The sequence below is a fragment of the Rhizobium sp. SYY.PMSO genome (assembly GCF_046840415.1).
GTDB lineage: Bacteria > Pseudomonadota > Alphaproteobacteria > Rhizobiales > Rhizobiaceae > Rhizobium.
Genome location: NZ_CP177351.1, coordinates 1516730 through 1541971 on the forward strand (window position 1 = coordinate 1516730; position 25242 = coordinate 1541971).

At 61.0% G+C, this 25242-nt stretch carries 23 protein-coding genes; 11 read left to right on the top strand and 12 right to left on the bottom strand.

From position 1 onward, the window contains the following. Positions 1-27: 27 nt before the first annotated feature. Together ACJJVH_RS33565 and ACJJVH_RS33570 are read right to left on the bottom strand one after the other, a co-directional pair. Positions 28-909: a dihydrodipicolinate synthase family protein gene (locus tag ACJJVH_RS33565; protein ID WP_112794611.1), complete on the bottom strand. Its 882-nt coding sequence runs from the start codon at positions 907-909 to the stop codon at positions 28-30. A gap of 22 nt (positions 910-931) precedes the next feature. Continuing rightward, a complete protein-coding gene (locus ACJJVH_RS33570; RefSeq protein WP_412066605.1) occupies positions 932-2482 on the bottom strand; it encodes an ABC transporter substrate-binding protein in 1551 nt (516 codons plus the stop codon). A 135-nt stretch (positions 2483-2617) separates the two neighbouring features. Here ACJJVH_RS33570 and ACJJVH_RS33575 point away from each other — a divergent pair, with 135 nt between their 5' ends. After that, entirely contained in the window at positions 2618-3508 is an 891-nt protein-coding gene (locus ACJJVH_RS33575) for a LysR substrate-binding domain-containing protein (protein WP_112794609.1), read from the top strand. Between the two features lie 451 nt (positions 3509-3959). On the opposite strand, the gene ACJJVH_RS33580 is transcribed toward ACJJVH_RS33575, so the two are convergent. Beyond that, positions 3960-4634 carry a GntR family transcriptional regulator gene (locus ACJJVH_RS33580; protein ID WP_412066606.1) on the bottom strand — a complete coding sequence of 225 codons (675 nt, stop codon included), beginning with the start codon at positions 4632-4634 and terminating at the stop codon, positions 3960-3962. 286 nt (positions 4635-4920) lie between these two features. On the opposite strand from ACJJVH_RS33580, the gene ACJJVH_RS33585 reads away from it, so the two are divergent. From ACJJVH_RS33585 to ACJJVH_RS33620, 8 genes are read left to right on the top strand one after another with little or no spacing between them, the layout of a single operon-like run. After that, entirely contained in the window at positions 4921-5997 is a 1077-nt protein-coding gene (locus ACJJVH_RS33585; protein WP_412066607.1) for an ABC transporter substrate-binding protein, read from the top strand. A gap of 10 nt (positions 5998-6007) precedes the next feature. Beyond that, positions 6008-7468: a sugar ABC transporter ATP-binding protein gene (locus ACJJVH_RS33590; RefSeq protein WP_113436973.1), complete on the top strand. Its 1461-nt coding sequence runs from the start codon at positions 6008-6010 to the stop codon at positions 7466-7468. Further along, the gene (locus tag ACJJVH_RS33595) at positions 7461-8426 is read left to right on the top strand and encodes an ABC transporter permease (protein WP_412066608.1); all 966 of its coding nucleotides are present in this window, start codon (positions 7461-7463) and stop codon (positions 8424-8426) included. The genes ACJJVH_RS33590 and ACJJVH_RS33595 overlap by 8 nt, the downstream gene beginning before the upstream one ends. Further along, entirely contained in the window at positions 8423-9358 is a 936-nt protein-coding gene (locus ACJJVH_RS33600; protein ID WP_113360154.1) for an ABC transporter permease, read from the top strand. Before ACJJVH_RS33595 ends, ACJJVH_RS33600 begins: the two co-directional genes overlap by 4 nt. Position 9359: 1 nt before the next feature. Continuing rightward, positions 9360-10085, top strand: a complete 726-nt coding sequence (locus ACJJVH_RS33605; RefSeq protein WP_412066609.1) for a cyclase family protein — start codon at positions 9360-9362, stop codon at positions 10083-10085. A 36-nt stretch (positions 10086-10121) separates the two neighbouring features. Then, positions 10122-11321, top strand: a complete 1200-nt coding sequence (gene uxuA / locus ACJJVH_RS33610) for a mannonate dehydratase (protein WP_112794603.1) — start codon at positions 10122-10124, stop codon at positions 11319-11321. Then, positions 11318-12733: a mannitol dehydrogenase family protein gene (locus ACJJVH_RS33615; RefSeq protein WP_412066610.1), complete on the top strand. Its 1416-nt coding sequence runs from the start codon at positions 11318-11320 to the stop codon at positions 12731-12733. Before uxuA ends, ACJJVH_RS33615 begins: the two co-directional genes overlap by 4 nt. 36 nt (positions 12734-12769) lie before the next feature. Beyond that, entirely contained in the window at positions 12770-13786 is a 1017-nt protein-coding gene (locus tag ACJJVH_RS33620; protein WP_113436961.1) for a Zn-dependent oxidoreductase, read from the top strand. Positions 13787-14452: 666 nt separating this feature from the next. On the opposite strand, the gene ACJJVH_RS33625 is transcribed toward ACJJVH_RS33620, so the two are convergent. Both ACJJVH_RS33625 and ACJJVH_RS33630 read right to left on the bottom strand, forming a co-directional pair. Further along, positions 14453-14740, bottom strand: a complete 288-nt coding sequence (locus ACJJVH_RS33625) for a hypothetical protein (RefSeq protein ID WP_162703880.1) — start codon at positions 14738-14740, stop codon at positions 14453-14455. Positions 14741-14878: 138 nt separating this feature from the next. Then, positions 14879-15460 (bottom strand): winged helix DNA-binding protein, encoded by a 582-nt coding sequence (locus ACJJVH_RS33630; protein WP_112794599.1) that lies wholly within the window; start codon positions 15458-15460, stop codon positions 14879-14881. Between the two features lie 109 nt (positions 15461-15569). On the opposite strand from ACJJVH_RS33630, the gene ACJJVH_RS33635 reads away from it, so the two are divergent. Further along, positions 15570-16697 (top strand): LLM class flavin-dependent oxidoreductase, encoded by a 1128-nt coding sequence (locus ACJJVH_RS33635; RefSeq protein ID WP_412066611.1) that lies wholly within the window; start codon positions 15570-15572, stop codon positions 16695-16697. Between the two features lie 22 nt (positions 16698-16719). Here ACJJVH_RS33635 and ACJJVH_RS33640 read toward each other — a convergent pair whose 3' ends face one another. The 7 genes from ACJJVH_RS33640 to ACJJVH_RS33670 all read right to left on the bottom strand — a co-directional run bounded on the left by ACJJVH_RS33640 (position 16720) and on the right by ACJJVH_RS33670 (position 23918). Then, a complete protein-coding gene (locus ACJJVH_RS33640) occupies positions 16720-17577 on the bottom strand; it encodes a transporter substrate-binding domain-containing protein (protein WP_113360170.1) in 858 nt (285 codons plus the stop codon). A 32-nt stretch (positions 17578-17609) separates the two neighbouring features. Then, positions 17610-18377: an ABC transporter ATP-binding protein gene (locus ACJJVH_RS33645; protein WP_412066612.1), complete on the bottom strand. Its 768-nt coding sequence runs from the start codon at positions 18375-18377 to the stop codon at positions 17610-17612. After that, the gene (locus ACJJVH_RS33650; RefSeq protein ID WP_113384741.1) at positions 18374-19114 is read right to left on the bottom strand and encodes an ABC transporter permease; all 741 of its coding nucleotides are present in this window, start codon (positions 19112-19114) and stop codon (positions 18374-18376) included. Before ACJJVH_RS33650 ends, ACJJVH_RS33645 begins: the two co-directional genes overlap by 4 nt. Continuing rightward, positions 19114-19833 (bottom strand): ABC transporter permease subunit, encoded by a 720-nt coding sequence (locus tag ACJJVH_RS33655; RefSeq protein ID WP_113384742.1) that lies wholly within the window; start codon positions 19831-19833, stop codon positions 19114-19116. Before ACJJVH_RS33655 ends, ACJJVH_RS33650 begins: the two co-directional genes overlap by 1 nt. 81 nt (positions 19834-19914) lie before the next feature. Then, positions 19915-20769 (bottom strand): transporter substrate-binding domain-containing protein, encoded by an 855-nt coding sequence (locus tag ACJJVH_RS33660; RefSeq protein ID WP_113384743.1) that lies wholly within the window; start codon positions 20767-20769, stop codon positions 19915-19917. A gap of 58 nt (positions 20770-20827) precedes the next feature. After that, positions 20828-22501, bottom strand: coding sequence for a M28 family peptidase (locus ACJJVH_RS33665; RefSeq protein ID WP_113384744.1), 1674 nt, complete (start codon positions 22499-22501; stop codon positions 20828-20830). Next, positions 22494-23918, bottom strand: a complete 1425-nt coding sequence (locus ACJJVH_RS33670) for a M20 family metallopeptidase (RefSeq protein ID WP_113436984.1) — start codon at positions 23916-23918, stop codon at positions 22494-22496. The genes ACJJVH_RS33665 and ACJJVH_RS33670 overlap by 8 nt, the downstream gene beginning before the upstream one ends. A gap of 178 nt (positions 23919-24096) precedes the next feature. Between ACJJVH_RS33670 and ACJJVH_RS33675 the strand changes: the two genes are divergently transcribed. Continuing rightward, complete coding sequence (locus ACJJVH_RS33675; protein ID WP_113360183.1) at positions 24097-24738, top strand: GntR family transcriptional regulator; 642 nt, start codon at positions 24097-24099, stop codon at positions 24736-24738. The last annotated feature ends 504 nt before the right edge of the window (positions 24739-25242 follow it).

Here is a 25242-nt window from a genome sequence, read left to right on the forward strand (position 1 = left end):
TGCCTTCAATAGATGGAAAATGCGATGTCAAAGGGCGCCGAGTTCGCGAAGAACATCTGCGATCTCAATTCGCGCAGCCTCGCCAAGCGGAAGCTGCGGATGCATGGGGGCGCCAACAGGAAAGCCCTGCAGCTCCAGCGCCGTCTTGATGCAGGCGGCGATCGAGTATTTCGCGAAGATCTCGTTGACCCGCCAGAGCGGCCGCTGCAAATCCATCGCCCTTGCCCAATCGCCGGCATTCGCGGCCTCGTAGAGCGCGATGCTCTGCTTCGGCACGACACAGGCGGGACCGGCCATCCAGCCGACACCGCCGATCATCATCACGCAGACCGGAATGTGGGCCGAGGCTGCGAACACTTCCATGCGGCCCTGGGTGCGCTCGATGATGGAGAGTAGCCGCCCCGTATTGGTCGAAGCGTCCTTGATGTAGCGGATGTTATCGACCCGGCTCAACCGCTCGATAACGGGCAGGCTCAAGTCGGAACGTTGGAATTGCGGATTGGTATAGAGCACCACCGGCCGGCCCTTCGCCGCCTTGGCAATGGCCGTGAAGTAGGCCTCGACACCTTCGTCGCTGACCGGAAAATAGGATTCCAGGACCGCAAGGATGCCGTCGGCTCCCGCCTCGACCATGTATTCGGTCTGGGCGACAGCGTCGCTGGTCGATGTCGATGCGACGCCGGCGACCACGGGAACGCGTCCGTGGCTGGCGGCAATCACCGTATCGACGACGCTGCGGCGCTGATCCCAGTTCAGATAGGCGAATTCGCCGGTGCTGCCGAGCGGCGTCAGGCCATGAACCCCCGAAGCGATCAGGTGATCCACGAGGTCGGCCAACACGCCCTTCATCACCTGACCGGAATGATCGATCGGCGAGACGAGGTAGGGAAATACGCCGCGGAAAGACATGTTCGATCGCCCTTTCGCCCGCTCAGTTCGGCTTCACATAATAGGGCAGCGTGTAGCCATCCGAGCGGCCGGGATAGGAAAGGTCCTTCTTCACCGCCCAGGTGTTGGCGAGGTAGAAGATCGGGATGACGCCAAGATCGTTCATTGCGATCTCGGTCGCCTTGCGAAGAAGCTCCTCGCGCTTGCCGTCATCGAGCGTCGAGCGTGCTTCGTTCAGCGTCTTGTCGAACTCCGGGTTCGAATAGCGTCCGCGATTTCCCTGTCCGGCCTTGTCGCCAAAGGTCTCCAGGATCGGGCCGAGCACGCCGGATGCCTCGCCCGTTTCGACCGCCGCGCCGCCCATGATGAAGCTGAACTCCAGATTGGAGGCGCGCGTGAAATAGACGCTGCCCGGCAAGGTCGCGACCTCGGTCTTGATGCCGACACGGCTGAAGAACTGGCCGATCGCCTGGGCAACCTTGGAATCGTTCGGATAGCGGTCGTTCGAAGCATGGAAAGTCAGCGAAAACCCGTTGGGATAACCGGCCTTGGCGAGAAGCTCCTTTGCCTTGTTCGGATCATAGGGATCGACCTTGATGGACGGATCATAGCCGAAATAGCCTTCCGGAACGAGCTGCCCGGCGGGCACACCCTGCCCGTCCATAATGCGGTCGACGAGTGCTTCGCGGTTGATCGACAGGGAAAGCGCGCGGCGCACCTCCGGCTTCAGGAGCGGGTTCTTGCCGTCGGGCCCCTTGGCGAAGGGCGATACGTCGCGCGCCTGATCCATATGAAGATACATGATCCGGTTTCCGGCAACATTGACGACCTTCAACTGGTCGGAGGCCTGCAGCCGCCGCGTGTCCGCCGTCGGGATGCTTTCGATCATATCGACATCGCCGGAAAGCATCGCGGCAACGCGGGCGCTGCTGTTCTTGAATACCTTGAAAGTGACCTTGTCCCAGGCGGCCTTTTCGCCCCAATAGGCATCGTTGCGGGCAAGCACGACGTTATCGTCAGGCGTCCAGGAGACGAACTTGAAGGGGCCGGTGCCGATCACGCCCTTGCCGGAATTCATCTCTTCCGTCGTGGTGTTCTGCATCTTGGCCGGCAGGATCGCGATACGGCTGAGGTTGTTCAGCAGCAGGGGCGTCGGGCCATCGGTCTTGATGCGAACCGTCAGCGGATCGACCGCAGTGACCTCCGTGATCGCCTTGACATAGGCCGCAAAAGAGCTGGGGCTGTTCTTGGAAGCGAGCGGCACGCGCTTGATGCTGGCAACGACATCATCTGCGGTAAAATCGCTGCCGTCGTGGAATTTCACGTTCGGACGAAGCTTGAACTCCCAGGTCGTGTCGTCGACGGTCTTCCAGGACAGCGCCAGTGCCGGCTGCAGCCGCTGCTTCTCATCCTGATTGACGAGGCCATCGAAGATATTGCGCGCGATCGCGCTGTTCGGGCCGACGACGTAAAACTGCGGATCCATCGATGTCGTGGAGGCTGCGAGACCAACTGTCAGATCCCTGGCCCGGCTCGCGAGCGGCAGGACAAGGAAGGATGCCGCCAAGACAGCCGCGACCTTTAGAAATTTCATGCTGGTGTTCCTCCGGCGTTTGCGAAATCCGCACTCTCCAAGCAGATTTTCTCTGCAACTAAACACTCTGGTTCAAAAAGAAAAATTGCATTTTGTGTTCGATCCATGCCCTAATGTTATGGAAAGGGCATTGGGATGCGATTGAAACCGAGACAAGTGGAAGCCTTCAGAAGCGTCATGATGACAGGGGGGATCACGGCCGCAGCCGATGCCTTGAATGTCACGCAGCCCGCCGTAAGCCGTCTCATCCGCGACCTGGAGGAAATCCTCGAGATCACGCTGTTCGAACGGGTGGGAGCCCGCCTCGTGCCGACGGTCGAAGCGACACAGCTTTTCCGGGAAGTCGAACGGCTGTATCTCGGCCTCGATCAGATCGCACAGGCCGCCGACGATATTCGTCGGCACAAGAATACCGTTCTCAGAATTGCAAGCGTGACGTCGCTCGTCCGGCCATATCTTCATCAAGCCATCCTCGATGTCGTTGGCAACCGGCGCGATATTCCGCTTGTCATTGACGTCGAAAACAGCCGGCACATCTGGGATATGGTCGACAAGAACCGCTACGATTTGGGCTTCGTGTTTGGCTCACCGCGCATGGCCGACAAGAATGCCGCGACCCTGCACAGTTCCCATGCCGTCGCCGCTATGGCGCCGGGGCACAGGCTTGCCTCCAAAAATATCATACGGCCCGCCGACCTCATCGATGAGCGCGTGCTGATCCCCGGACGAAATTCTCCGCTCAGGCTGGCACTGGATCGCGCTTTCTCGGGGCAAGAGCACCAGCCGACCAGCACGATGGAAACGTCGATGCTCAATTGCTGCCATTTCGCCGCCGCTGGCATGGGCGTGGGCATTGTCGATCGCACAAGCCTGCAATCGGCGGGCGCCGATATCGTTGCGATCCCCTTCGAGCCGAAAATCGAAGTATCCTATTTCGCAATCCGCCCATCCGGCAGCCACCGGATCATGATTTTGGACGACCTCGTCCAGCGGATGCGCGAGCTTGTTCGCTCGGACGCCCTCTAACTCCCTGTCCCGCCTCGAACGAAAATGACTTTAGCCTATCATCCAAACCCGTCGGCAGGCATCCCTTTGCGCAGCCTGCTCCTCATACATCTTCGCGTATAACTTCATCCCGCACACGCATTGCCCGCGCGTTCGATTTCGTTCCACATCAGATAACATCAAACTGCAAATAGAGGACTGAGCGCCCCGTAACCCGTCGTCAACCCGACACACCGTGGGACCAGGTTCATGCGTCGCGGACCAGCGCTTGTCGCAAGTTCAGATGAAGTTTGCTCAGCGAATAACCTTCATCGCCCTTAAGCCATGCTGTGCAATAAGGTCTGGATGCACGCATTGCCAGAAGCAGAGTTCGAAATCGGACGGCAAGGCGGATAGCGGCTTCCCTGCCCAAGCATTGCAACTCTACCATGGTAGAATGTCAACGACAGTTCTTTTCGGCGTTTGCCCTCCCTCAGTTTTCCACGAGATCGCGCCGTTGCTCGCTCAGTGTCTTCGCAGTGCGAAGCACTTCTCTGAGATGCGCAGCCATTGAGTGAGCCGCTTGCTCCAAATCGCCCGCTTCTACCGCATCGACGATTGCGCGGTGCTGATTGAGGAGAACGCGCAGGTGCCCGAGATCGGGAAGGCTGAGATAGCGAACGCGGTCCATCTGCAGTTTCACGGACTGAATCACACGCCAGCTTTTCGAAAGCCCCGCCTCTTCACAGAAGCTCTTATGAAAGGCCTCGTCGAGTTCCAGAAAGAGATCGAGAGCCTCGGCGTTGACCGCCTTTTCCTGGTCGTAGAGATTACTCTTGATTTCCGTGAGAAACCGTCGAGAGCAGCCACCTGCCAGGCGCCTTGCCACCGCAACTTCAAGGGATTCGCGGATGAACTGCGCTTCTTCGACATCCCGCAGCCGGATCGGTGCGACGAAGCTACCTCGCTGTGGAAAGATGTCGATCAGGCCTTCATCGGCGAGGCGGATCAAGGCCTCACGAACGGGTGTCCGGCTCACTCCGAGCTGGAGTGACAGCTCCTTTTCGCTAAGCGCTTCCGAAGGCAGCATCGACAAAGTGGTGATGGCGCGCCTCAGCCGCTCGTAGACCTGTCCAGCGATCGGCTGTCGGGGATTGATCGCCTGCATCTGGGTCGATCCCGCAGTGGTCTCCGTCGATCCTGCACCGCTAATCTGGTTCGGTCGTCTCCCGGCCATTGCCTCGCCCTCTATCTATTCTTTCGACCATCGCATCGCATAAATCGGAGCAACAATCCACACCTATGTTGACATACTGCCATGGTAGTATATGAATAACGACCGGGCGATAGAAGGCAGCTATCCACTGCCCTTGAGGGAGGGTTGCGCATTCGACCAGATCGAGCGCATCCATCGCCGACAACGATTTCAAGGATATCCTGGGAGGATAGTGGACATGCAAGCTTCAAGAATGAAGGCCCTGATCGCGGCGTTTATGGCAAGCGCCATTACGGCCGGCGTTGCGGCAGCACAGGACGGCATCGCGACCGGCGACACCAGCGGCAAGAAGATCGCCTTTTCAAATTCCTATGCCGGTAATTCGTTTCGTCAGGTGATGATCAAGAGCTTCGAAAGCATGGGTGCCAAGGCCAAGGCCGATGGAAAGATCGCAGACACGGCAGTCGTCAGCTCGAACAATTCTGTTACCGAACAGGCTTCCCAGATTCAAAACCTGATCCTCCAGGGCTACGATGCGATCATCGTGCTAGCCGGCTCCGATACTGCCTTGAACGGCGCAATCAAGGATGCCTGCAATGCCGGCATCGTCGTCGTCGCCTTCGCTAGCGGTGTGACCGAGCCCTGCGCATATCGCGTCGACTACGATCTCGATTCCTATGCCAAAGCGGAACTGGATTTCATTGCCGGCAAGCTGGGCGACAAGCCGGCGAACATTCTGGAAATCCGCGGTATGGCGGGCGACGGCTTCGACAAACGCCTCAACGAGGGCGTCAAGAAGGCGCTCGCGGATCACCCCAGCTACAAGAAGGTCGGTGAAGTCTATGGTCAGTGGACGGCGACGGTCGCGCAGAAGGAAGTCTCCGGCATCCTTCCATCCCTGCCGCAGATCGATGCCGTCCTGACGCAGGGCGGCGACGGCTATGGCGCCGCCCAGGCTTTCAAGGCAGCCGGTCGCAAGCTGCCGATCATTATCATGGGTAATCGCCAGGACGAACTTGCCCTGTGGAAGCAGGAACACGACGCGAGCGGTTACGAGACCTTCTCGCTGGGCGCCACGCCATCCGTTTCGCAGGTTGCCTTCTGGGTCGCGCAGCAGATCCTGGCCGGCAAGAAAGTGCCGAAATTCGTCGAGGTTCCGCTGCTTCAAATCCATCAGCCGGATCTGGACGCCTGGCTGAGGGCTGCGCCCGAGGGCGGTGTCGTCAACGCCGACTACCCGCAGGGCCTTGTCGCGAAGATCATCGACGCGAACGTCAACAAGCAACCGCTGCCCGTGGTTCCCGCTCCAAAGTAAGGCGATCGCAATGCTGTCTTCCCAAGCAGCTGCCCGCGTAGCCGCGAGCCTCGTCATCGAGGCGCGCGGCGTGCGGAAAACCTTCGGCGCCGTGCACGCGCTTGTCGGCGTCGATTTCACCCTTGCCGCCGGAGAAGTGGTCGGTCTCGTCGGCCACAACGGCGCAGGGAAATCGACACTGATGAATATTCTTTCGGGCGCGATCGAGCGCACCGAGGGGATTTTCGTCTATGATGGCCACGCCGTCGATCGCTGGGGAACAACCGAAGCACAGGCTGGCGGATTGCGCTGCGTCTTTCAGGAGCTGTCGCTATGTGCCAACCTGTCCGCCGCTGAAAACACGCGCATCATTCATCGCAGCCTGCGCGGCTTCGGCTGGCGGCAGCGGGCCCGCCGCCTTATCACCCGCACACTCGACGATATCTTCCCCGGTCACGGTATAGACGCCGACGCCAAGATCGCTGATCTTTCGATCGGCGAGCGCCAGATGGTCGAAATTGCAAGGGCGTTCACAGAGACGGGCGACACGGTTCGCTGCGTCATCCTGGACGAACCGACCTCCGCTCTCGGAAGCAAGCCCGCCGAGCAGCTGCTGGCCTTCATCAAGGCATCGGCCGCCCGAAACATCGCCTGTATCCTGATCACCCATCGACTGAACGAAATCCTCACCGTCTGCGACCGCGTGGTCGTGATGATGGATGGCGCGATCGTCGGTGATCGCGCTGCCGCGGGCCTGACGCGATCCGACCTGGTCGGCATGATGGGCAACATCGAAACCCACAGCGAACGCACTCTGGCCGCAAAGGACAGGGATCGGCAAAAGCTCGTCGTCAGTCACGCCGGCGTAGACGACGCCGAACAGCCGATCAACGCATCGGCCGGCGAAGTCATAGGCTTCGCCGGATTGGACGGGCATGGTCAGCGCGAGCGCCTTCGCGCCATTTATGGCGCAATGCGCAAAGTGCCCGTTGCCTTCGTTGCCGGTGACCGCGGTGTCGAAGGCGTCATGCCGCTCTGGTCTATCGCCGACAACCTGACGATTCGCAGTCTCAACGCACTTCAAAGAGCAGGCTTCGTGTCACGTTCCTCGGCGCGGGACCTCGCCGAGACCTGGTTTCGTCGGCTCAAGGTCAAGGCGCCCTCGATCGACACGCCCATCTTGTCTCTCAGCGGCGGCAATCAGCAGAAGGTCCTATTCGCACGCGCGCTTGCGTCGGATGCCGAGGTCATCCTCCTCGATGATCCGATGCGCGGCGTTGACGTTGGCACCAAACAGGAAGTCTACCAATTGATCCGCCAGGAAGCCGACCGCGGCCGTACTTTTGTCTGGTATACGACGGAATTCGAGGAATTGAAGAACTGCGATCGGCTTTATGTCTTCCGAGAAGGGCGGGCGGTGGCCGAAGTTCCCGGCGATCAGATCGATCATAACCGTATCCTCGAAGCATCCTTCGGAGGCGCCAATGGCTGACATCGCCATGTCCCAACGAAACCGGGATCTCGGAAGGCGCCTGGCGCCGGCCTTGCAGGTCGGCCTGCCGGCCGTTGCCCTGCTCGTGATGCTCGCGGTGATCTTCTGGATCAGGCCAGCGGCGATGAGCTACTTCGGCTTTATGCTTCTGTTCAAGCTGGCCGTGCCGCTGATGTTTGCATCGCTCGCGCAGATGCTTGTCATCATGCTCGGCGATATCGACCTCTCGATCGGGTCGTTCGTCGGCTTCGTCACCTGTGTGACCGCGCTTTACCTTGACACGTCACCCGTTCTGGCGATCGCCATCTATATCGCAAGCATCATCGCCTATGCCGCTGTCGGCCTCCTGATTCACCTACGCCAGCTGCCATCGATCATCGTCACCCTCGGCATGTCGTTCATATGGCTCGGCATCGCCATCATCATCCTGCCCGCACCTGGCGGCTCGGCGCCCGCCTGGCTGACTGGCTTCATGGCCTGGAAGCCGCCAGTTCTGCCGTTACCCATCATTCTCGCCGCGTTTGCGGCCGCGGTCGGTCACATTATCATCAACCGATCGTCCTATGGCGCAATCTTGCGAGGCGCTGGCGGCAATCCCCGTGCGATCCAGCGCGCAGGCTGGTCGATCAAGATGATCCGCGCGACCGTCTATGCCGCCGCCGGCCTGCTGGGCCTTATCGCTGGCGTCACGTTAACCGGTCTCACGACCTCGGGAGATCCGAATGTCGCACCCGCCTACACCTTGCTCGGCGTCGGCGCCGTCATTCTTGGAGGCGGTTCGTTCACCGGCGGCATCGTCTCGCCTGCAGGCACCGTGATCGGTGCATTCACGCTCGCGTTGGCTGGCTCCTTGCTGAGCTTTCTGCAGGTTCCGCCGACATGGCAGATCGGCGCGCAGGGCGGCATCCTGTTCCTCGTGCTCGCCGGACGAATCCTCCTTGCAGAGAAAAAATCATGAGCCGCCTTTCCCTGAAACCCTGGACCTACGGCTTCATCGTTGCCCTCGTCATGTGGATCGCGACGATCGCCTATTCCGGCTTCGGAAGCGCCGTGCCGACTTTATCCTCGGCGCTTGTCTTCGCGGCCTTCAGTGTCGTTGTCGGCACAGGCCAGATGATGGTCATCGCCTCGGGTCCCGGCAATATCGACCTGTCGATGCCGTCCGTCCTGACACTGGCAGCCTATCTCTCAATGTCGATCATGCACGGCAGCAACGACATGATCCTGCCCGGCCTCGCCGTCACGCTGGTCGTCGGAGCCCTCGCGGGCCTGGCAAACTTCCTTGCGATCACGCTGCTCCGCCTGCCGCCGATCATTGCGACGCTCGCCTGGAGCTTCGTCTTCCAGTCGCTTGCCTTCAACCTTGGCGGAGAGGCGACACTGAAACCTCCGGCGGCCCTGTCAGCCTTCACCTTCTGGTCCATCGGCGGATTGAGGATCATGCCGCTCGTGGTCATCCTTCTGACCGTGGCGGTTGCCCTCATACTGCACCGCAGTGTCTGGGGCCGACGGTTGCTCGCCGTCGGTCAGAGTGAACGGGCAGCGCGCCTTGCGGGCGTTCCCGTTCGCCGCGTCCGACTGCTGGCATACCTGTTCTGCGGCGTCGCAGCCGCCCTTACCGGGTTCTTGCTGGCAGGCTTTTCCGGCGGTGCGGCGCTCAACATGGGTGACACCTATCTGCTGGAAGCGATCGCCGTCGTTGTCCTCGGCGGCACGAGCGTCGCCGGAGGTCAGGCCAATGCGGTCGGCATTTGGGGCGCCGCGCTGTTCTTCAATCTGATGGCGACGATGCTCAATACCTTCCAGATGCAGGCGGGCGTCCGCTTTCTCCTGACCGGCGCGCTCATCATCCTGATCGTCGCACTGGTGCCGCAGCCGAAGGCGGCCTGAGATGGATATCGCAACCCTTGCCAGAACCTTCGGCGGCGACATGACGCTCGTGGATCTGACGCATAGACTGACGCCGGCAATGCCGGTCTGGCCGACACACCCCTTCTTCTGCCAGGAAGTCATTGAAAGCTATGACCGCGGTGATGTCGCCTGCAATCATGCGATCGGCATGAGCGAGCATACTGGCACGCATTTCGACGCGCCGCTGCATTTCGTGCGCGGCGGCGGCGCGATCGATTCGGTGAGCCTGCATACATTCTTTGGCCGAATGGCCAAGATCGATGCGCGCGACTGTGCGCCGAACGAGGCAGTCGGTGTCGATCGGATCAAGGTCTTCGAGGCAACACATGGCGTCATCGAAAACGGCGATGCGGTCTTCTTTCATTTCGGCTGGGATCGTTTCTGGAGTGAATTGGACGATCATCCGCAGTTTCTGAGCGACTGGCCCGGCCTGTCGCGAGAGGCGACCCAATACCTGCTTGCGCGCGGGATCCGCATTGCGGGATCGGACTGCCTTTCGCTCGACTGCTTCGGAAGCGTCGATTTCCCTGCGCACAAGCTTCTGCTCGGCGCAGGTGTTCTGATCGGCGAGAACTTCGCCAGGCTCGGCGAATTGCCCGCCTTTTCCTTCCTGATCACGCTGCCCCTGCCGATAGCGAGCGGTTCAGGGGCGCCCCTTCGTGCTGTCGCAGCCTTTGCCGCCGACAGCCGGAACAATCCCGTTTAGGCCAGCGGCTATGCTTGGCCCAGAAGAGGAAGACAGATGAGACATATGTGGCGGTGGTTCGGCCCGATCGACAAGGTGAGCGTGCGCGACGCAGCCCAGGCAGGCGCGCAGGGCATCGTCAGCGCATTGCACCATGTGCCGACCGGAACGGCCTGGACCATGGAGGAAATCCGCAAGCGCCAGGATGAGGTTCGTGCCGGCGGCCTGGAATGGGAGCTCGTGGAAAGCATTCCCATCTCCGAAAGCATCAAGACGATGACCGGCGACTGGAAAGCCCATGTCGATGCCTGGAGGGAAAGTCTCCGGCAGCTCGCCAGAGCCGGCATCTCAACGGTCTGCTACAATTTCATGCCGGTGCTCGACTGGACGCGCACCGAACTGCGCTGGGAGACACCGGGCGGCGCGCGCGCTATGCGCTTCGACCTTGTCGACTTCGCCGCCTTCGATCTCCATGTGCTGCAACGGCAACGGGCCGTGGAAGACTACCCGGGCGAGCTCGTCGATTTAGCCCGCGAACGCTTTGCGTCGATGACGCAGGAAAAGATCGCAGATCTGTCGCGCAACATCGGTGCAGGGCTTCCGGGCTCGGCCGACGGTTACAGTGTTGCCGAGCTCCGCACTGCGCTCGCGCGCTATGATAGGATCGGCCCCGATCGCTTGCGCGCCAATCTAATCGATTTTCTGTCGGAAGTGGTGCCGGTTGCCGAGGAGCTCGACATGCGGCTTTGTGCCCATGGCGATGATCCGCCGTGGCCCTTGCTCGGCCTGCCGCGGATCCTGTCGACCGAACGGGACTACATCAAGGTTCTCGACGCCGTCGATCGTATCGCCAACGGCGTAACCTTCTGCACCGGCTCGCTCGGCGCGCGACCGGACAACGACCTGCCGACAATGGTGAAGCGCCTCGCGCCGCGGATCCACTTCGCACATCTGCGCAACGTCACCCGCCAAACGCCAGGCTTTCCCTGTTCGTTTTTTGAGGACCAGCATCTGGATGGCCACACCGACATGATCGCCGTTATCGCGGCGCTGGTCGGCGAAGAGCGGCGGCGCAAGTCGGAAGGCCGCGCCGACCATCAGATTTTCATGCGCCCCGACCACGGCCAGGAAATCCTCGACGATCTGACGCGCGGCGCCCAGCCCGGCTATCCGGCAATCGGCCGACTTAAGGGCCTTGCCGAACTGCGCGGCATCGAACAGACCTTGTCGCATGGCACTTATGGACTGACCGCATGATGAACCGCCTTGACAAGACAGCACTCCTTCCACCGGATGTCGATCGGCCGTCCTTCGATCCGGCGTCACTGAAGATCGGCATAGTTCATCTTGGATTGGGAGCGTTTCACCGCGCCCATCAGGCAATCTATAACGACCTTGCGATCGAAGCCGGTGCAGCCACCGATTGGGGCATTGCGGGCGCCAGTTTGCGCTCCGTCGACGTCGTCGCCGACCTCAAGGCGCAAGATTATCGCTATAGCGTGATAACCCGCGGTCCCGATGGCGACAAGGCGCGTGTGGTCTATTCGATCATCGACGCGATCGCCGCGAGACAGGAACGCGACCGCCTGCTCGAGCGCCTTGTCGACAACGCGACGCGGATCGTGACGCTCACGGTGAGCGAAAAGGCCTATGGCATCGATCCGATCTCCGGCGGCCTCGATCTTTCCCATGCAGCCATCGCGCACGACCTCAAGACACCGGAACAGCCAATCGGGCCGATCGGCTTTCTCGTCGAGACATTCGCCCGGCGCATGCGTCTCGGGCGCCATCCCATCACCGTTCTCTGCTGCGACAATCTTCCTGGCAACGGCCACGTCGTCCGCCATCTCGTCGTCGAGATGGCGGAACGGCGCAACCCGGAGCTGGCGCGCTGGATCGAGCGGGACATGTGCTTTCCATCCAGCATGGTGGACCGCATCGTGCCGGCTGCGACAGGCGGTACACGGCAGCTCGCCACATCGCTCCTCGGCGCCGACGACAGGCTGGCACTTGAGACAGAACCCTTTACGCAATGGGTGATAGAGGACGATTTCGCAGCCGGGCGCCCGGCCTGGGAAGCCGGCGGCGCGATCTTTGTCGAAAACGTCCACGCTTACGAAAAGATGAAACTGAGGCTTCTCAACGGATCCCATTCGTTGATTGCCTATCTCGGGCAGCTCAACGGACTGGACTATGTCCGTGACGTAATGGCGGTCCCCGCGCATGTGGAGCGCGTGCGAGAGCATATGGAAGCGGTTCTGCCGTCACTGGATCCCGTCCCGCAGATCGATCTCGGGATCTATAGGCAGGAGCTCGTCAATCGTTTCTCGAACCCCGCGATCGCACATAGAACCGCACAGATCGCCATGGACGGGTCGCAGAAGATGCCGCAACGCATCTTCGCCCCGGCAATGGAAAGGCTGGCGGTCGGCGACAACGCCCAGGGGTTTGCCAATGTGGTCGCACTGTGGCTTGCTTATGTCGGATCAAGTGAGCATCTGGACGATCCTCGCGCGACAGAGTTGAAGGCCGCCGCACTCCTCGCCGAGTCCACCGGTTCCGCCGCAGCCTTCTTCGATATCCCCGGCCTCTTTCCGCCAGAACTCATGAACAACTCAAAGTGGCGCTCGCTTGTCGATGCCCACCTGCTGGTCATCCGCGGCCGATAGATCGGTACATGCCTGCAATGCTGAAGGACAGAAGACATGGTGACAATCTCCGTTCGCGAACCGTATAGCCTCGTTGTCGATGACCGTGACGTGCCGCCGCCCGGCCCGGGCGAGATCGCCGTCCGCGTGCATCGCGCCGGCATCTGCGGATCGGACATGCATATCCTGCACGGTTCCAACCCCTTCGTCGTTTATCCACGCGTGATCGGCCACGAATTCGCCGGTGTGGTCGAAGCGCTCGGGGCCGGCGTATCGTCGCTCGCGGTCGGTGATCACGTTGTCGCTGATCCCGTGATCTCCTGCGGGACCTGCTATCCGTGCCGCATCGGCCGATCGAATGTCTGCGCCAGGCTTCAGGTGATCGGTGTGCATCGTGACGGCGGCTTCCGCTCGGTCGCCGTCGTCCCTGAGGCGAGCGCTGTCAAGGTTTCAAAGGCGCTGGGACATGACGTCGCCGCCCTTGCCGAGCCTCTCGCCGTTGCCGCCAACGTGCTTTGGCGGACGGGATGCACCCGCGATGATGTCGTCCTCATCTATGGTGCTGGAACGGTCGGGATCACGGTTCTACAGGTCGCCAAGATGCACGGCGCGCGTTGCATTATCGCCGATATCGATGGCGATCGGTTGGAGCGGGCAAAGTCGTTCGGCGCCGATGTCGTCATCAACTCCCGCCAGCAATCGGTCGCCGCGATCGTCGCGCCGGAACTTGATGGGCTCGGGCCATCGATCGTCATTGATGGCGCCGGCATTCCGAGCCTGCTGGAGGAAGCCTGCCGCGTAGTCGCACCCGCAGGCCGCATTGGCCTTCTCGGCTTTTCACCCGCACCCTGCAACATCAGCCAACAGGAAATCGTCCGTAAAGAGCTGACACTGGTAGGCTCACGCCTCAACCGGCGCTTCATCCCCGAAGTGATTGGCTGGCTGGAATCGGGTGCGCTCAAGCCAGAGGCAATGATAACACAGAGCTTCGACGCAAGGGAGGCACGCGCCGCCTTTGATCTCGTCGAACAGCATCCTGAGCAAACCTTGAAGGTTCAACTCGTCTTCGCCTGAGTTGGTTTTGAGGGCGGCGGAAGAGGCATGCTGCGAGCGGCAACGTCCCGTCGATTGGCAAATGCATGCTGGAACTATCGCAGACAGATGGCGGCTTGCTGCGAAAAGGTTATACGGGGATAGGTTCAACTCCGAACACACGCCCCTCTCAGTCAAGACCGCGGACGGATGTCCGAAATGTTAACCGGTCGCAGCAAGCGCTGAATCGCTCGTCATGCCGAGCCTTGCTGATGACGAGAAAGCACATTTCGGCGACGTTTCGGTCGATGCCATGATCCACTCGCTGCAGGGCGCTCGCCGCGTCCAACGTTGTTGTAAAGAACGGCGCCGAAGGTGGATCTAAGTATTGTGTGGCGAATACAAATCGCAATCAAATTTGTGTCTGCTTGACTGACCATCCAGCCTCGGTGCGCTGAGGCGGCTTGCGGTGGGGGATATTTTCGATGTGCAAGTCGCGCCGGCCTCATCTTCCAAGCGGAATTCAGCAGGCCACTGCGATTCCAACAGGATTGCGATCTGCTCTGCGGCAGCCAAGCTCGACGGGCAGGTCAGCGTTCGCTGGACTCGGGAAATGAGTGAGATTGCGGAAGATCTTGCTCTTGCACGTTCCGTTGCCGCGATACGCCAATAGGAAAATCGCTAAGCCGAGCCTGTCGGCTCGTCCTGTCATCCGGCATAAGCGGCATCCTGGCTGGCCTCGGGCAGTCCGGCAATCGGCGAAATGCTGTCGTCCGCGGTTTTGCGGATCGTAATTTCGACGCCCCCGACACTGACGCCATCATCCGTTATATCCGGGACGCGGATATAAAGAATTTCGGAATACTCACGAAATGTGCGGGCTATCAGTTCATAGACCGCAAGCGCGGTATTCTCCGGCAATTCGTCGATCGACACGGTTTTGCTCGGCTGCATAGGAATCCCTTTGCACAAATCGAACGCCTTGAACTGGTTCAACGGCCAGTCGCATTATACCGCGTACGTCTTGCAAAGATACCCCACAAAATTCACCATATTGTCGCAAACCGTCACAAGCCACCAGAACGGAGGCGCCGGTCCTTGCAAGCGCTCGGAGCACAACCGGCCGGGCCGGAGTCAGGCCGGCTTCATTCGTTGCTCCCGGATACCGGCTGCCCGATGGGTCGCTGCGGTGCGCGCAGCCTGATCATAGATCCCGGTCATCAACTCGAGGGTGTGGGCCAGGTCCTGAAGGCGAGCCATCAGCTCCGGCACCCGCTTGACGGCTTCGATCAGCAGGTCCGCGCGCACGTCGGCATAGGCATCCGTGACGTCGCGCCCATAGTCAGTCACCTCGTAGAGAACGCCTGAGCGCCCGCTGCCGCTTTTGCGAACGAGCCCTCCCTTGATCAGCTTGCGCAGACTGTACTGGATATTCGGAATGTCGTCTCGATTGGCCATATGCGCAAGATCCCTGACGCTCTTCGGCCGGTCATTCATCCGGATCATGTGCAGAAGGGCGTTCTCAGGCCCGCTGGCGGCAAAGTCGGCGACGGCGGAAAGACACTGCATCTGCCAGTGTCCAAACCCCTCGAAGCTGCGGATCAAGGCATATTCCAGTTCGGCAACGTCAAGCTCGTCCGGAGTGCGGGCGAGATGCCAGGAACGGTTGACCGTCTGGCGCGAATGCTTGCCTGCCGCTGCTGGACGCTTGGCCATTTTCCCCTTCCTTCCCGAACAGGACGCGCTGTTGTTTTCAGATTGAATTTATAATAGACTTTCTATCATAAAGTCGAAAGCGTATCCATACCAGGAGGAGGAGCCTGCAATGAAAACGCCAGCCAATTCCATGTTCGATGGGGATAACTTCCTGCTCGGAACATTCGCTTCCAACTGTTCGGGAGGAATGTCCGTCACGAAAATTCCGGAGCGCTGGGAGGCGTCCTGGGCCAACAATCTCAAGCTTGCCGAATTGCTCGACGACGCGGGCATCGACTTCATGCTGCCGATCGCCCGCTGGATCGGCTATGGCGGCGAGACCAATTTTCACGGCGGCGTCCTGGAAACCATCACCTGGGCGGCCGGCCTGCTGGCGAGAACGAAGAACATCACCGTTTTCGCGACGACGCATACCGCTGCCAATCATCCGGTCGTCGTTGCAAAGCAGCTCGCGACCATAGACCAGATCAGCAACGGCCGGATCGGCCTCAATATCGTCGCCGGCTGGAACAAGCCGGAATACGAGGCGCTCGGCCTGACGCTGCCCGACGACCATGAAACGCGCTACGGCTATGCCCAGGAGTGGTACGACATCGTCAGGACGCTTTGGACGAGCGAGGAGGCATTCGACTGGGACGGCAAATATTTCAAGCTGAAGAACGTTCTCGGCGACCCGCGGCCGGGGCGCCCCATGCCGATCCTCAACGCCGCCGGCTCGGATCAGGGGCGCAGGTTCGCCATCCGCAACGCGGACTTTCTCTTTACTCCGGCGATCGATCTGGAGAGATCCAGGGATGAGATTGCCGCCCTCAAGGAACTGGGGCGGCAGGCAGGCCGCAACGTCGATGTCCTGACATTCTCGCATGTGGTCTGCCGGCCCACGGAAAAGGAAGCGACGGACTATTGGGATTATTTCGTTCGGCAGAACGGCGACTGGGGTGCGGTCGACAATCTCGTCCGCCTCCAGTTCGCCCATGCGCAATCCTTCCCGCATGATCTTCTGGCCATGATCCGCGACCGCATGGCCGCCGGCCATGGCGGCTATCCGCTGACGGGCACGCCCGAGCAGGTCGCAGACGGCATAGCGGCCCTTCACGCCGCAGGCTTCAAGGGAACGACTTTGTCCTTTGTCGACTATGTCGAGGAGTTCCCCTATTTCCGCGACAACGTCCTGCCGCTTCTTGGAGAGCGCGGCGTTCCGACGAACGCCGTGCGCACCATGGCAGCGCCGGGCTAAGCCCGGCGCCTGCGAAGACCGGTCACTTCGGGGTCACGTCGAAGCCGAACCACTTCTGCGACAGCTTTGCGATCGTGCCGTCAGCCTTTGCCGCCGCGATCGCATCGTTGAACATCGCCTTCAGCTGCGTGTCGTCCTTGCGCAGCCCGACCGAGCTGCCGCGCCCGAGAAGGCCGCCCTGGAAGCGCGGGCCGGTCACGGTCATGTCCTCGTTGCCCGGCTTCGCCGCCGCCGTCGAAAGATAGGCCATGGACGCCATGATGAGATCGACGCGGCCGGCCTTCAGATCGAGATCGTGCTGCTCGGTGGTCTTGTATTCCCGAATGTCGGCGACACCCTTCAAATATTTGTCGAGGAAGGTTGCGGCGATCGATGCCGTCTGCACGCCGATCGTCTTGCCCTTGAGCATCGGCTCGAGCTCCTTCACCGCCTTGGCCGCGCCAGCCTCGTCCGTTGCCAGGGAGAACACCTCGCCCTTCAAAGGAAGGCCGGCGAGCGGCGAATCCTTCAGCGTCGCGAAGGTCTGGCCGGTCGTGCCGTAGGAATCGCTGAAGGCAATAACCTCCTCGCGCTTGGCCGTTGCCGACATGCCGGAAATGATCGCATCGAACTTGCCGGCATTCAGCGCCGGGATCATGCCATCGAACGGCTGGATGACGGTCGTGCACTCGACCTTCATGTGATCGCAGAGATATTTGATGAGCTCGATCTCATAGCCGTCCAGGCTGCCGTCCGCCTTGGTGAAGTTCCATGGGCGGAAAGCGCCTTCGGTTGCGATCGTTACATGCGTCCATTTCTTCTCCTCCGCACGCCCGACGCTCGCCGTGGCGAGCGTGGCGACCATCATGATCGCGGTCAAAAATCCGGTCAGATATTTCATGATCGAGTTCCCCATTGTGATTGAGCTTGAGATTATTGACTGATGAACTGGCGGAAACGTTCGGAACGCGAGCCGGAAAAGACCTCCTGCGGCCTGCCGTCCTCCTCGACGACGCCCCTGTGCAGAAAGATCACGCGGCTGGAGACATCGCGTGCAAAGCCCATCTCATGCGTGACGACGAGCATGGTGCGCCCCTCTTCGGCAAGGGCACGCATGACACGCAGCACTTCGCCGACAAGTTCGGGGTCGAGCGCCGATGTCGGCTCGTCGAACAGCATGACCTTCGGATGCATGGCGAGCGCCCGCGCGATGGCGGCGCGCTGTTGCTGTCCGCCGGAAAGGTGAGCCGGGTAAAAATTGCGCTTGTCGGCGATACCGACCTTGGCGAGCAAGGCCTCGGCCTCCTCGATGCATTCGGCTCGCGCACGACCCTGAACATGGACCGGCGCCTCGATAATGTTTTCGAGCACGGTTTTATGGGACCAGAGATTGAAGCTCTGGAACACCATGCCGAGCTGCGAACGGATGCGATCCACCTGCCTTCCATCCGCCGGACGATGGGCACCACGGGCATTGCGCTGCATGCGGATCGTTTCGCCCGCAACCGTCACTTCTCCGGAATCGGGCGTTTCGAGCAGGTTGATACACCGAAGGAAAGTCGATTTTCCCGAGCCGGACGAGCCGAGAATCGAGACGACGTCGCCTTCGAGAGCGTCGAGCGAGATCCCCTTGAGCACTTCGGCGGGACCGAAGCTCTTGTGCATGTCACGCACGCTGAGTGCGACTGGCGTGGCCGTCATTGCTGTTCTCCTGAAGGGACCGCCGCGGCGGCAATGTCGCGCGTTGCCGGGCGAGGCGGGCGCAGATGCGGGCTCAGCCTGTATTCGGCAAGCTGGATGATGCGTGTCAGCACGAAATTGATCGCGAGATAGATCGCGCCCGAAACAGCAAAGACTTCGATGGCGCGATAGGTCTCCGAAATGATCTTGGCGGCGACACCCGTCACCTCCATCAGCGTGATGATCGAGGCAAGCGACGTCGCCTTGACCATCGAAATCATCTCGTTGCCATAACCCGGCAAGGCCTGGCGGATGGCAAGCGGCAGCACGATGCGCCGGAACATCATGAACCGATGCATGCCGCAGGCCCGTGCCGCCTCCACCTGCCCGTGCGGGACGGACAGCAGGCCGCCGCGAATGATTTCGCTGGCATAGGCGGCGGTGTTCAAGGTCAAAGCCAGGACGGCGCACCAATAAGGATCGCGCAGGAACGGCCAGAAAAGACTGTGGCGTATGGCGGGAAACTGCCCGAGGCCGTAATAGATCAGGAAGATCTGCACGAGAAGCGGCGTGCCGCGGAAGACGAAGACATAGAGCCTGGCGAACCACTCCAGCACGATGACGCCGGAAAGGCGTGCAAGCGCCAGCAGCAAGGCGAGGATGGCACCAAGGCAGATCGAGGTCACGGCAAGCTCGATCGTCAGCGGGATGGCGGCGACGAGGCTTACGAAGGTCTCTTCCAGGAATTGCCAATCCATCAGCGTTTCCTCACACCGCGCGACAGTTGCCGCTCGGCCTGCTGGATGATGAGGCTGGAAAGGGTCGATATCATCAGATAGATCACCCCGGCGATCAGGTAGAAATCGAATGGAAGCCCCGTCGAGCCGGCGCCGACCTGCGCCTGCCGCAAGAGTTCGGCGACGCCGGTGATCGATACCAGCGCGGACTCCTTCAGCACGACCTGCCAGACATTGCCGAGACCCGGCAGCGCGTGGCGCAAGGTCAGCGGCGCGATAATCCGGCGCAGGCGCAGCCAGCGCGGCATTCCACAGGCAATCGCGGCCTCGATTTCGCCAGGGTGCACGGCCTTGAAGCCACCCCGCAGCACCTCGGTAAACTGCGCCCCGGAGGTGACGCCGACCGCAAGCGAACCGGCAAGGAAACCCGGAAAGCCGAGAAAGCCTTCCGCCCCGAAGAGCTTGCCGATGGCCGTGACGACGGCGCTGCCGCCGAAGTAGAAGAGATAGATGACCAGAAGGTCGGGAATGCCGCGAAGAACCGTCGTATAGGCATCCGCCGTTGCGCGTGCGAAGCGGTTGCCGGCGATCTTGCCCCATGCGCCAAGGGTTCCGATGCAGGCGCCGACCGCATAGCCGGCGATCGCGACAAGAATGGTCATCCATGCCCCTGCCAGAAGAGCATGTCCCCAGCCGTCCGGACCGAAGCCGGCAAGCTCGAATAGCGTAGGCTGGTTCATGCGCTAGACCCCGAAGAGCGGATTTTGGCAACTGGTGTCATGGTCTTGGCCTCGGCTGGACACGATGCGCCATCATGACGATCAGTTGGCGTCGAAGGTCGGCGTCAGGTCGATCTTGCTCCATTTTTCCGAGAGCTGTTTGATCGTCCCGTTCTGGGCGGCCTGCTTGATCGCATCGTCGAACTTGGCCTTCAGATCGGTCTCGCCCTTGCGCATGCCGAGCGCGACCTCAGTTGCCAGCATCGCGCCCTTCACCAGCGGGCCCGACATCGTCAGATCGTCATTGCCGGGCTTGCCGAGCACGGAAGTCTCATAGACGCCACTGTCGAAACCTGCGTCGATGCGGCCTGCCTTCAGGTCGAGATCGCGTTCGCCGGAACTCTTGTAGGCGCGCACCGTAACGTCGGAGCCGAAATAGCCGGTGATCAGCTGTTCCTGGCTGGTCGACTGGACGACGCCAATGGTCTTGCCCTTGATTGCCTTGCCGATTTCCGCCATCACCGGATCGGCCTTGGCCTTGTCGTTCAGGTTCAGCCGCTCGCCCGTCATCGGCAAGGGCGGCACCGTTCCATCCTTCAGAAGCAGGAAGCTAGCGACACCGCTCGCATAGGGCACGGTGAAATCGACCACCTGCTTGCGTTTCTCGTTGATGCCGAGCGTCATCACCAGATCGAACTTGCCGGCGTTGAGGCTCGGAATCATCGCGTTCCATTCGCCGGCGATCAGTTCGCAATCGACCTTGGCGCGCTTGCAGAGATCATTGATGAGATCCACGTCGAAGCCGGCGAGCTTGCCGCTCGAATCCATGAGATTCCACGGCGGGAAAGCACCCTCGATGCCGACCTTGACATGGGTCCAGTCCTTGGCGCCGGCGGCAAGAGGAGCGAGGAAGGCAATCGCGCCGAAAGCGGCGGCAAGCAGATGTCTGTTTTTCATTTTCGTTCCCTTTTTCAGCCGCTTGGGCGGCCTGTTGTCATATTCGGTATTCGCGGCCTCAGTCCTCCAGCGCCGCCCGCAAGGCCGCATTCGCCTCCCTCAGTGCATGGGCAACGCGATTCCGCACCTGACGCGCGTGGACGACGTAGAACGCCGTGTCCGGCGACGCCGCAGGCAGCGCGGCAAGGGCGCGCAAACCCTCCAGCGCCGGCCAGGCCGGGTGGGGAAGCGCGCTATCATGGTGGAAGCGGTCGCCGCCCGTATAATTGAGCGGCACGAGCTGACGGCCGGCCCGCATCAGTGACGCGTTGAGTCGCATCGCTTTTTCCGGCGATAGATCTCTCGCTTCCAGAATCGATTTCGCGTTGCCCCTCAATTCCTCGACTGCCTGGGAAAGGCCGGAAATATCGAGACGGCCGGCGAGCTTTTCCCGCAGCCCTGCGATCTGTTCGCCAAGGGCTGCCGCATAGACCGAATAGTCGAGCGGCAGGACGGGCGACGTCAGCAGCCGCCAGAGAACCTCAAGGACGATCGTGGTATCGCGGCTCAGATGATCCGGATCGATATGGTCTGCCGTGTCGTGCGGCGTGTGCCACCACCAGCCGAGCGCCGTCAGCATCTTCACCGGTCCCGGCGGCTGGTGGCTGAGGCTGCCGAACATCGAGGGGATGCCGACACCCCAGAAGGATTGATCCGCGGCGCGACCGTGCCGTCTGCCGGCATGTTTTTGTCCGGTCACGCATTCGATCACATCCGCAGCCAGAGGCCTGAGTTCATCGATGACGCCGGAATTGGTGAGAATGGTCGCGCCTTCGCCGCCGGTCGAATCGACATTGACATGGACGGCGCAGCGGCGATCGAGCTCGTCGAAATATTCGTCCGCATACCAGGCAGAGCCGGAGTAGCGACCATGCGAGTGGCCCGACCAGAAGCAGATACGCAAGCCCCGCCGCCATTCGGAGGCTTGCAGAGCAAGCAGGCGCGCGGCCTCCAGCATCGTCGCATTGGCGCCGCCATTGTCCATCACGCCGAAATGCCAGGTATCGTGATGGCCCGAAAACAACACGAACGGCGCGTCCCCTGCCGGCTGGAGTTCGGCGACCAGCAGCGGCGTCTTGCGCCAGCCGGTATCGACTTCCGCCCAAAGCGTTGCCGCCACAGCCTCGCCGCGCGCAAGCCTTTCGCGCAGCCGATCGCCATCGTGCTTGGCAATCGAGCAGATGACCGTCGTCGGCAATCTGTCGCGCGTATGTTGCGACGGACTGCCCCAGACCTGCGACACGCACATTTCATAGAGATGCTCGTTCGGGCTGATATGAAGTTCGCCGAGCGCACCGGCGGCACTTGCCAAGGCTGCGACTTCCTCGGTTGCGATGCCATCGACCAGAACGACCTTGCCGGCGACATCCTTGCCGGAGAAATCCGCTTCGCTGCCTTCACCGACGTGGATGAGATTACCGGTTACGCCTGTTTGCGATGTAGCGGCCGACATGGAATGGGTGATGCAGCGAAGGCTCTCGCCGTCGATCTCAACCCTGGCCGGACCCGGAAGACTGATGAAGGCATCGTGAGACAGAAGCGTCGTGCGATAGCCAAAACTATCCATCTGCGCCTGAAGATAGCGGAAGCTTTCCAGCTCCTCGGCCGTTCCAGACAATTTTACGCGGCGCGCAAACTCGCCGATATGCGCCATCAGACGCTCGCGGTCGGGCCTTGGAAGCGTCTCAGCCATTGACCTTCTCCGGAAGCGGCGGCTCGACATCATCGGGAATCGGATTGACGAAAGGCGTACCCTCGAGGCGTGCCCTGTGATCCGCCTTGGCCGCCTCGATAAGCGCGGGATTGCGGATCAGCTCGGCAGCCGTGCTCGCCATGACCTTGGCGGCATGTTCGGTTCCCTTATGGGCGGTGGGCAGCTTGCCCTGCGCGACCAGCTGCCAGGAGTGGCCGGGCGTGCCGATGGCATAGGTGGCGCCGCGCATCTGCACGGTCGGAACGACCCAACTGACCGTTCCGACATCGGTGGAGCCGACCAGCGTGCCGTCGCCGGCGTTGAGCGGAAAGATCTCCTCGCAGAGCGCCTGCCCGTTTTTCGGCTTCAGGGCAAAGCGGCCATAGGAGGCGGCTATGTCCTCTGCATTGAAGGTCTGCTGGAACTTGCGCGCCGTTTCGCGATCCGCATCATCGAATACGGGAGGCCCGAGCCGCTGAAGCTGCGCGAACATGCACTCTTCAAGAGGCGTGTTGCCGACCAGATTGGCATCGCCGCTGATGATCTCGCTGCGAACCGTCGTCTCGGTCATCAGGGCGGCACCTTCGGCAACCTTTCTGACGCGAGCGACCAGTGAAAGAAGCTCCGGCAGGGTGCGGGCGCGCACGAGATAGCGCACTGTGGCGCGTGCCTGGACCACGTTGGGTGCTGCGCCGCCGGCATCGGTGATGGCGTAGTGGATGCGTGCCGTCGAAGGCATGTGCTCACGCATGTAGTTGACGCCGACATTCATCAGCTCGATGGCATCCAGCGCGCTGCGCCCGAGGTGAGGCGTGGCGGACGCATGCGATGCTCGGCCGGAAAAATGAAAATTGATTTCATTGCACGCAAGCGAGATAGGGTTGTTGACGCCGGCAAAGGCGGCCGGATGCCAGGAAATCGCGATATCGACATCGTCGAAGACGCCTGCACGAACCATGAAGCCCTTGGAGGAGCCGCCCTCCTCGGCCGGGCAGCCGTAGTAGCGCACCCTTCCCTTCAGGCCATGTTCGGCAAGGAAATCCTTGACCGCCGCAGCGGCGAGCATGGAGCCGGCACCAAGCATATTATGGCCGCAGCCATGGCCGTTGCCGCCGACGATCAATGGCCGCTCTTCTGCGATGCCGGCTTCCTGGCTCAACCCCGGCAAAGCGTCAAACTCGCCCAGGATCGCGATGACCGGGCCGCCCTCGCCTGCCTCGCCCATGACGGCCGTCGGCAACCCGGCAATGCCGCGCTCGACCCTGAATCCCTGGTCCGCCAGCATTCGTGCGTGTTCGTCGGCGGATTGATATTCGAGATAGTTCGTCTCGGGAATGCCCCAGATCCGATCGCTGAGCGCGAAGAATTCGGCGCGTTTTTTCTCGACGATATCCCAGACCGCATCGGAATTTTGCATGGGCTTGCTATCTGCCTCACATAATGGATATTAAATTGGTACCAATTTATGTGCCAATTAAAATGGATGCGCAAGAGATGAGCATGGATATTTTTTCGGCAACGATAGCGAGCGTCGTTGTTGAAAAATACGGACCTATGATAGTCATCGCCAAATTGGGAAGGTCTGGGAGAGCTGCATGAACTCGCTGGAAGCCGAAGCGACAGCGCGGACACACGACGGGGAAACGCCCGACGTGACCGAGCTTATTCTCCAGGACATTCTGGCCGGCAGGCTTCCGCCCGGAACATGGCTGAAGCAGATCGATCTCGAACGGCGCTATAACTGTACTCGACCGCAGGTGCGCCGCGCGCTCGATCGGCTGGTGCAGAAGCGGCTGGTCGAGCATATCCCCAATCGCGGCTATCATGTGCATGAACAGGATGGACGCCGCGCGCAGGAAGTCAGCGACATCCGCGTCATTCTCGAAATGGCCGTCAGCGACCGCATCGTCGCCAACGCCGGCAAGGCCGACATCGCGAATCTACGCGCCCTCGCCCTGCGCTTCGACGATCTCGTGCTCAATGGCACCATGCTCGAGCTTTACGAAGCCAACCTCGCCTTCCATCGGCATCTGCTGGCCCTTGCCGGCAATCAGGAGCTCGTCGAGCTCATCACCGAAATCCGGCAGCGCACCTCGTCGGCCCCGGTGTCGCAATGGCGTACCCGCGCCCGCGTCGAGCAATCCGGCCGCGAGCATCAGCAGATGGTGGATGCGATCGAGAATCGCGACGTGACCATGCTTCAGGAACTGACGCGCAGGCATATCCTGCAGTCATGACGAATGAAGACATTCGATGCGGCAGTGCCGCACCGCTCGATGTCCGCATACCGCGATTCTCCCGACTATCCGTCGATCCGTCGTCGCCGGAAGCACGGTTTCGCAAACTGCCGCAAGGCTTTGAAGCCTGCCCAACGAGCCTTTCCACGCATGTAAAGGACGCAACACGGCCGCATTTCTCCCGCAAGGGAACCGCGACTCACATGGCTCAAGGCAGTGATTCTTGCCGGAAATCATCGACAAACTTAGCCGGGTAGGGGTTGTTCGATTGGTAACTGCCACAGGTTGCCATTAAATAGTGTGAGTCATGCCACCAGTCATCCGCGGCGACTTTTCCGGAAAAAGGCTGAAAAAGCAGTGCATTGGACACGCCGATACGGAATCCCCGGCGTCATGCGCGAGCCGGGCATCAGGTGTTAATCTCTGGACGGCCTGACAGAATCGTGTTCTATCTTCTGGCGGGCAAAGGTCGGCAAACCGGCGACAGACCGCCAAGAGGGACAG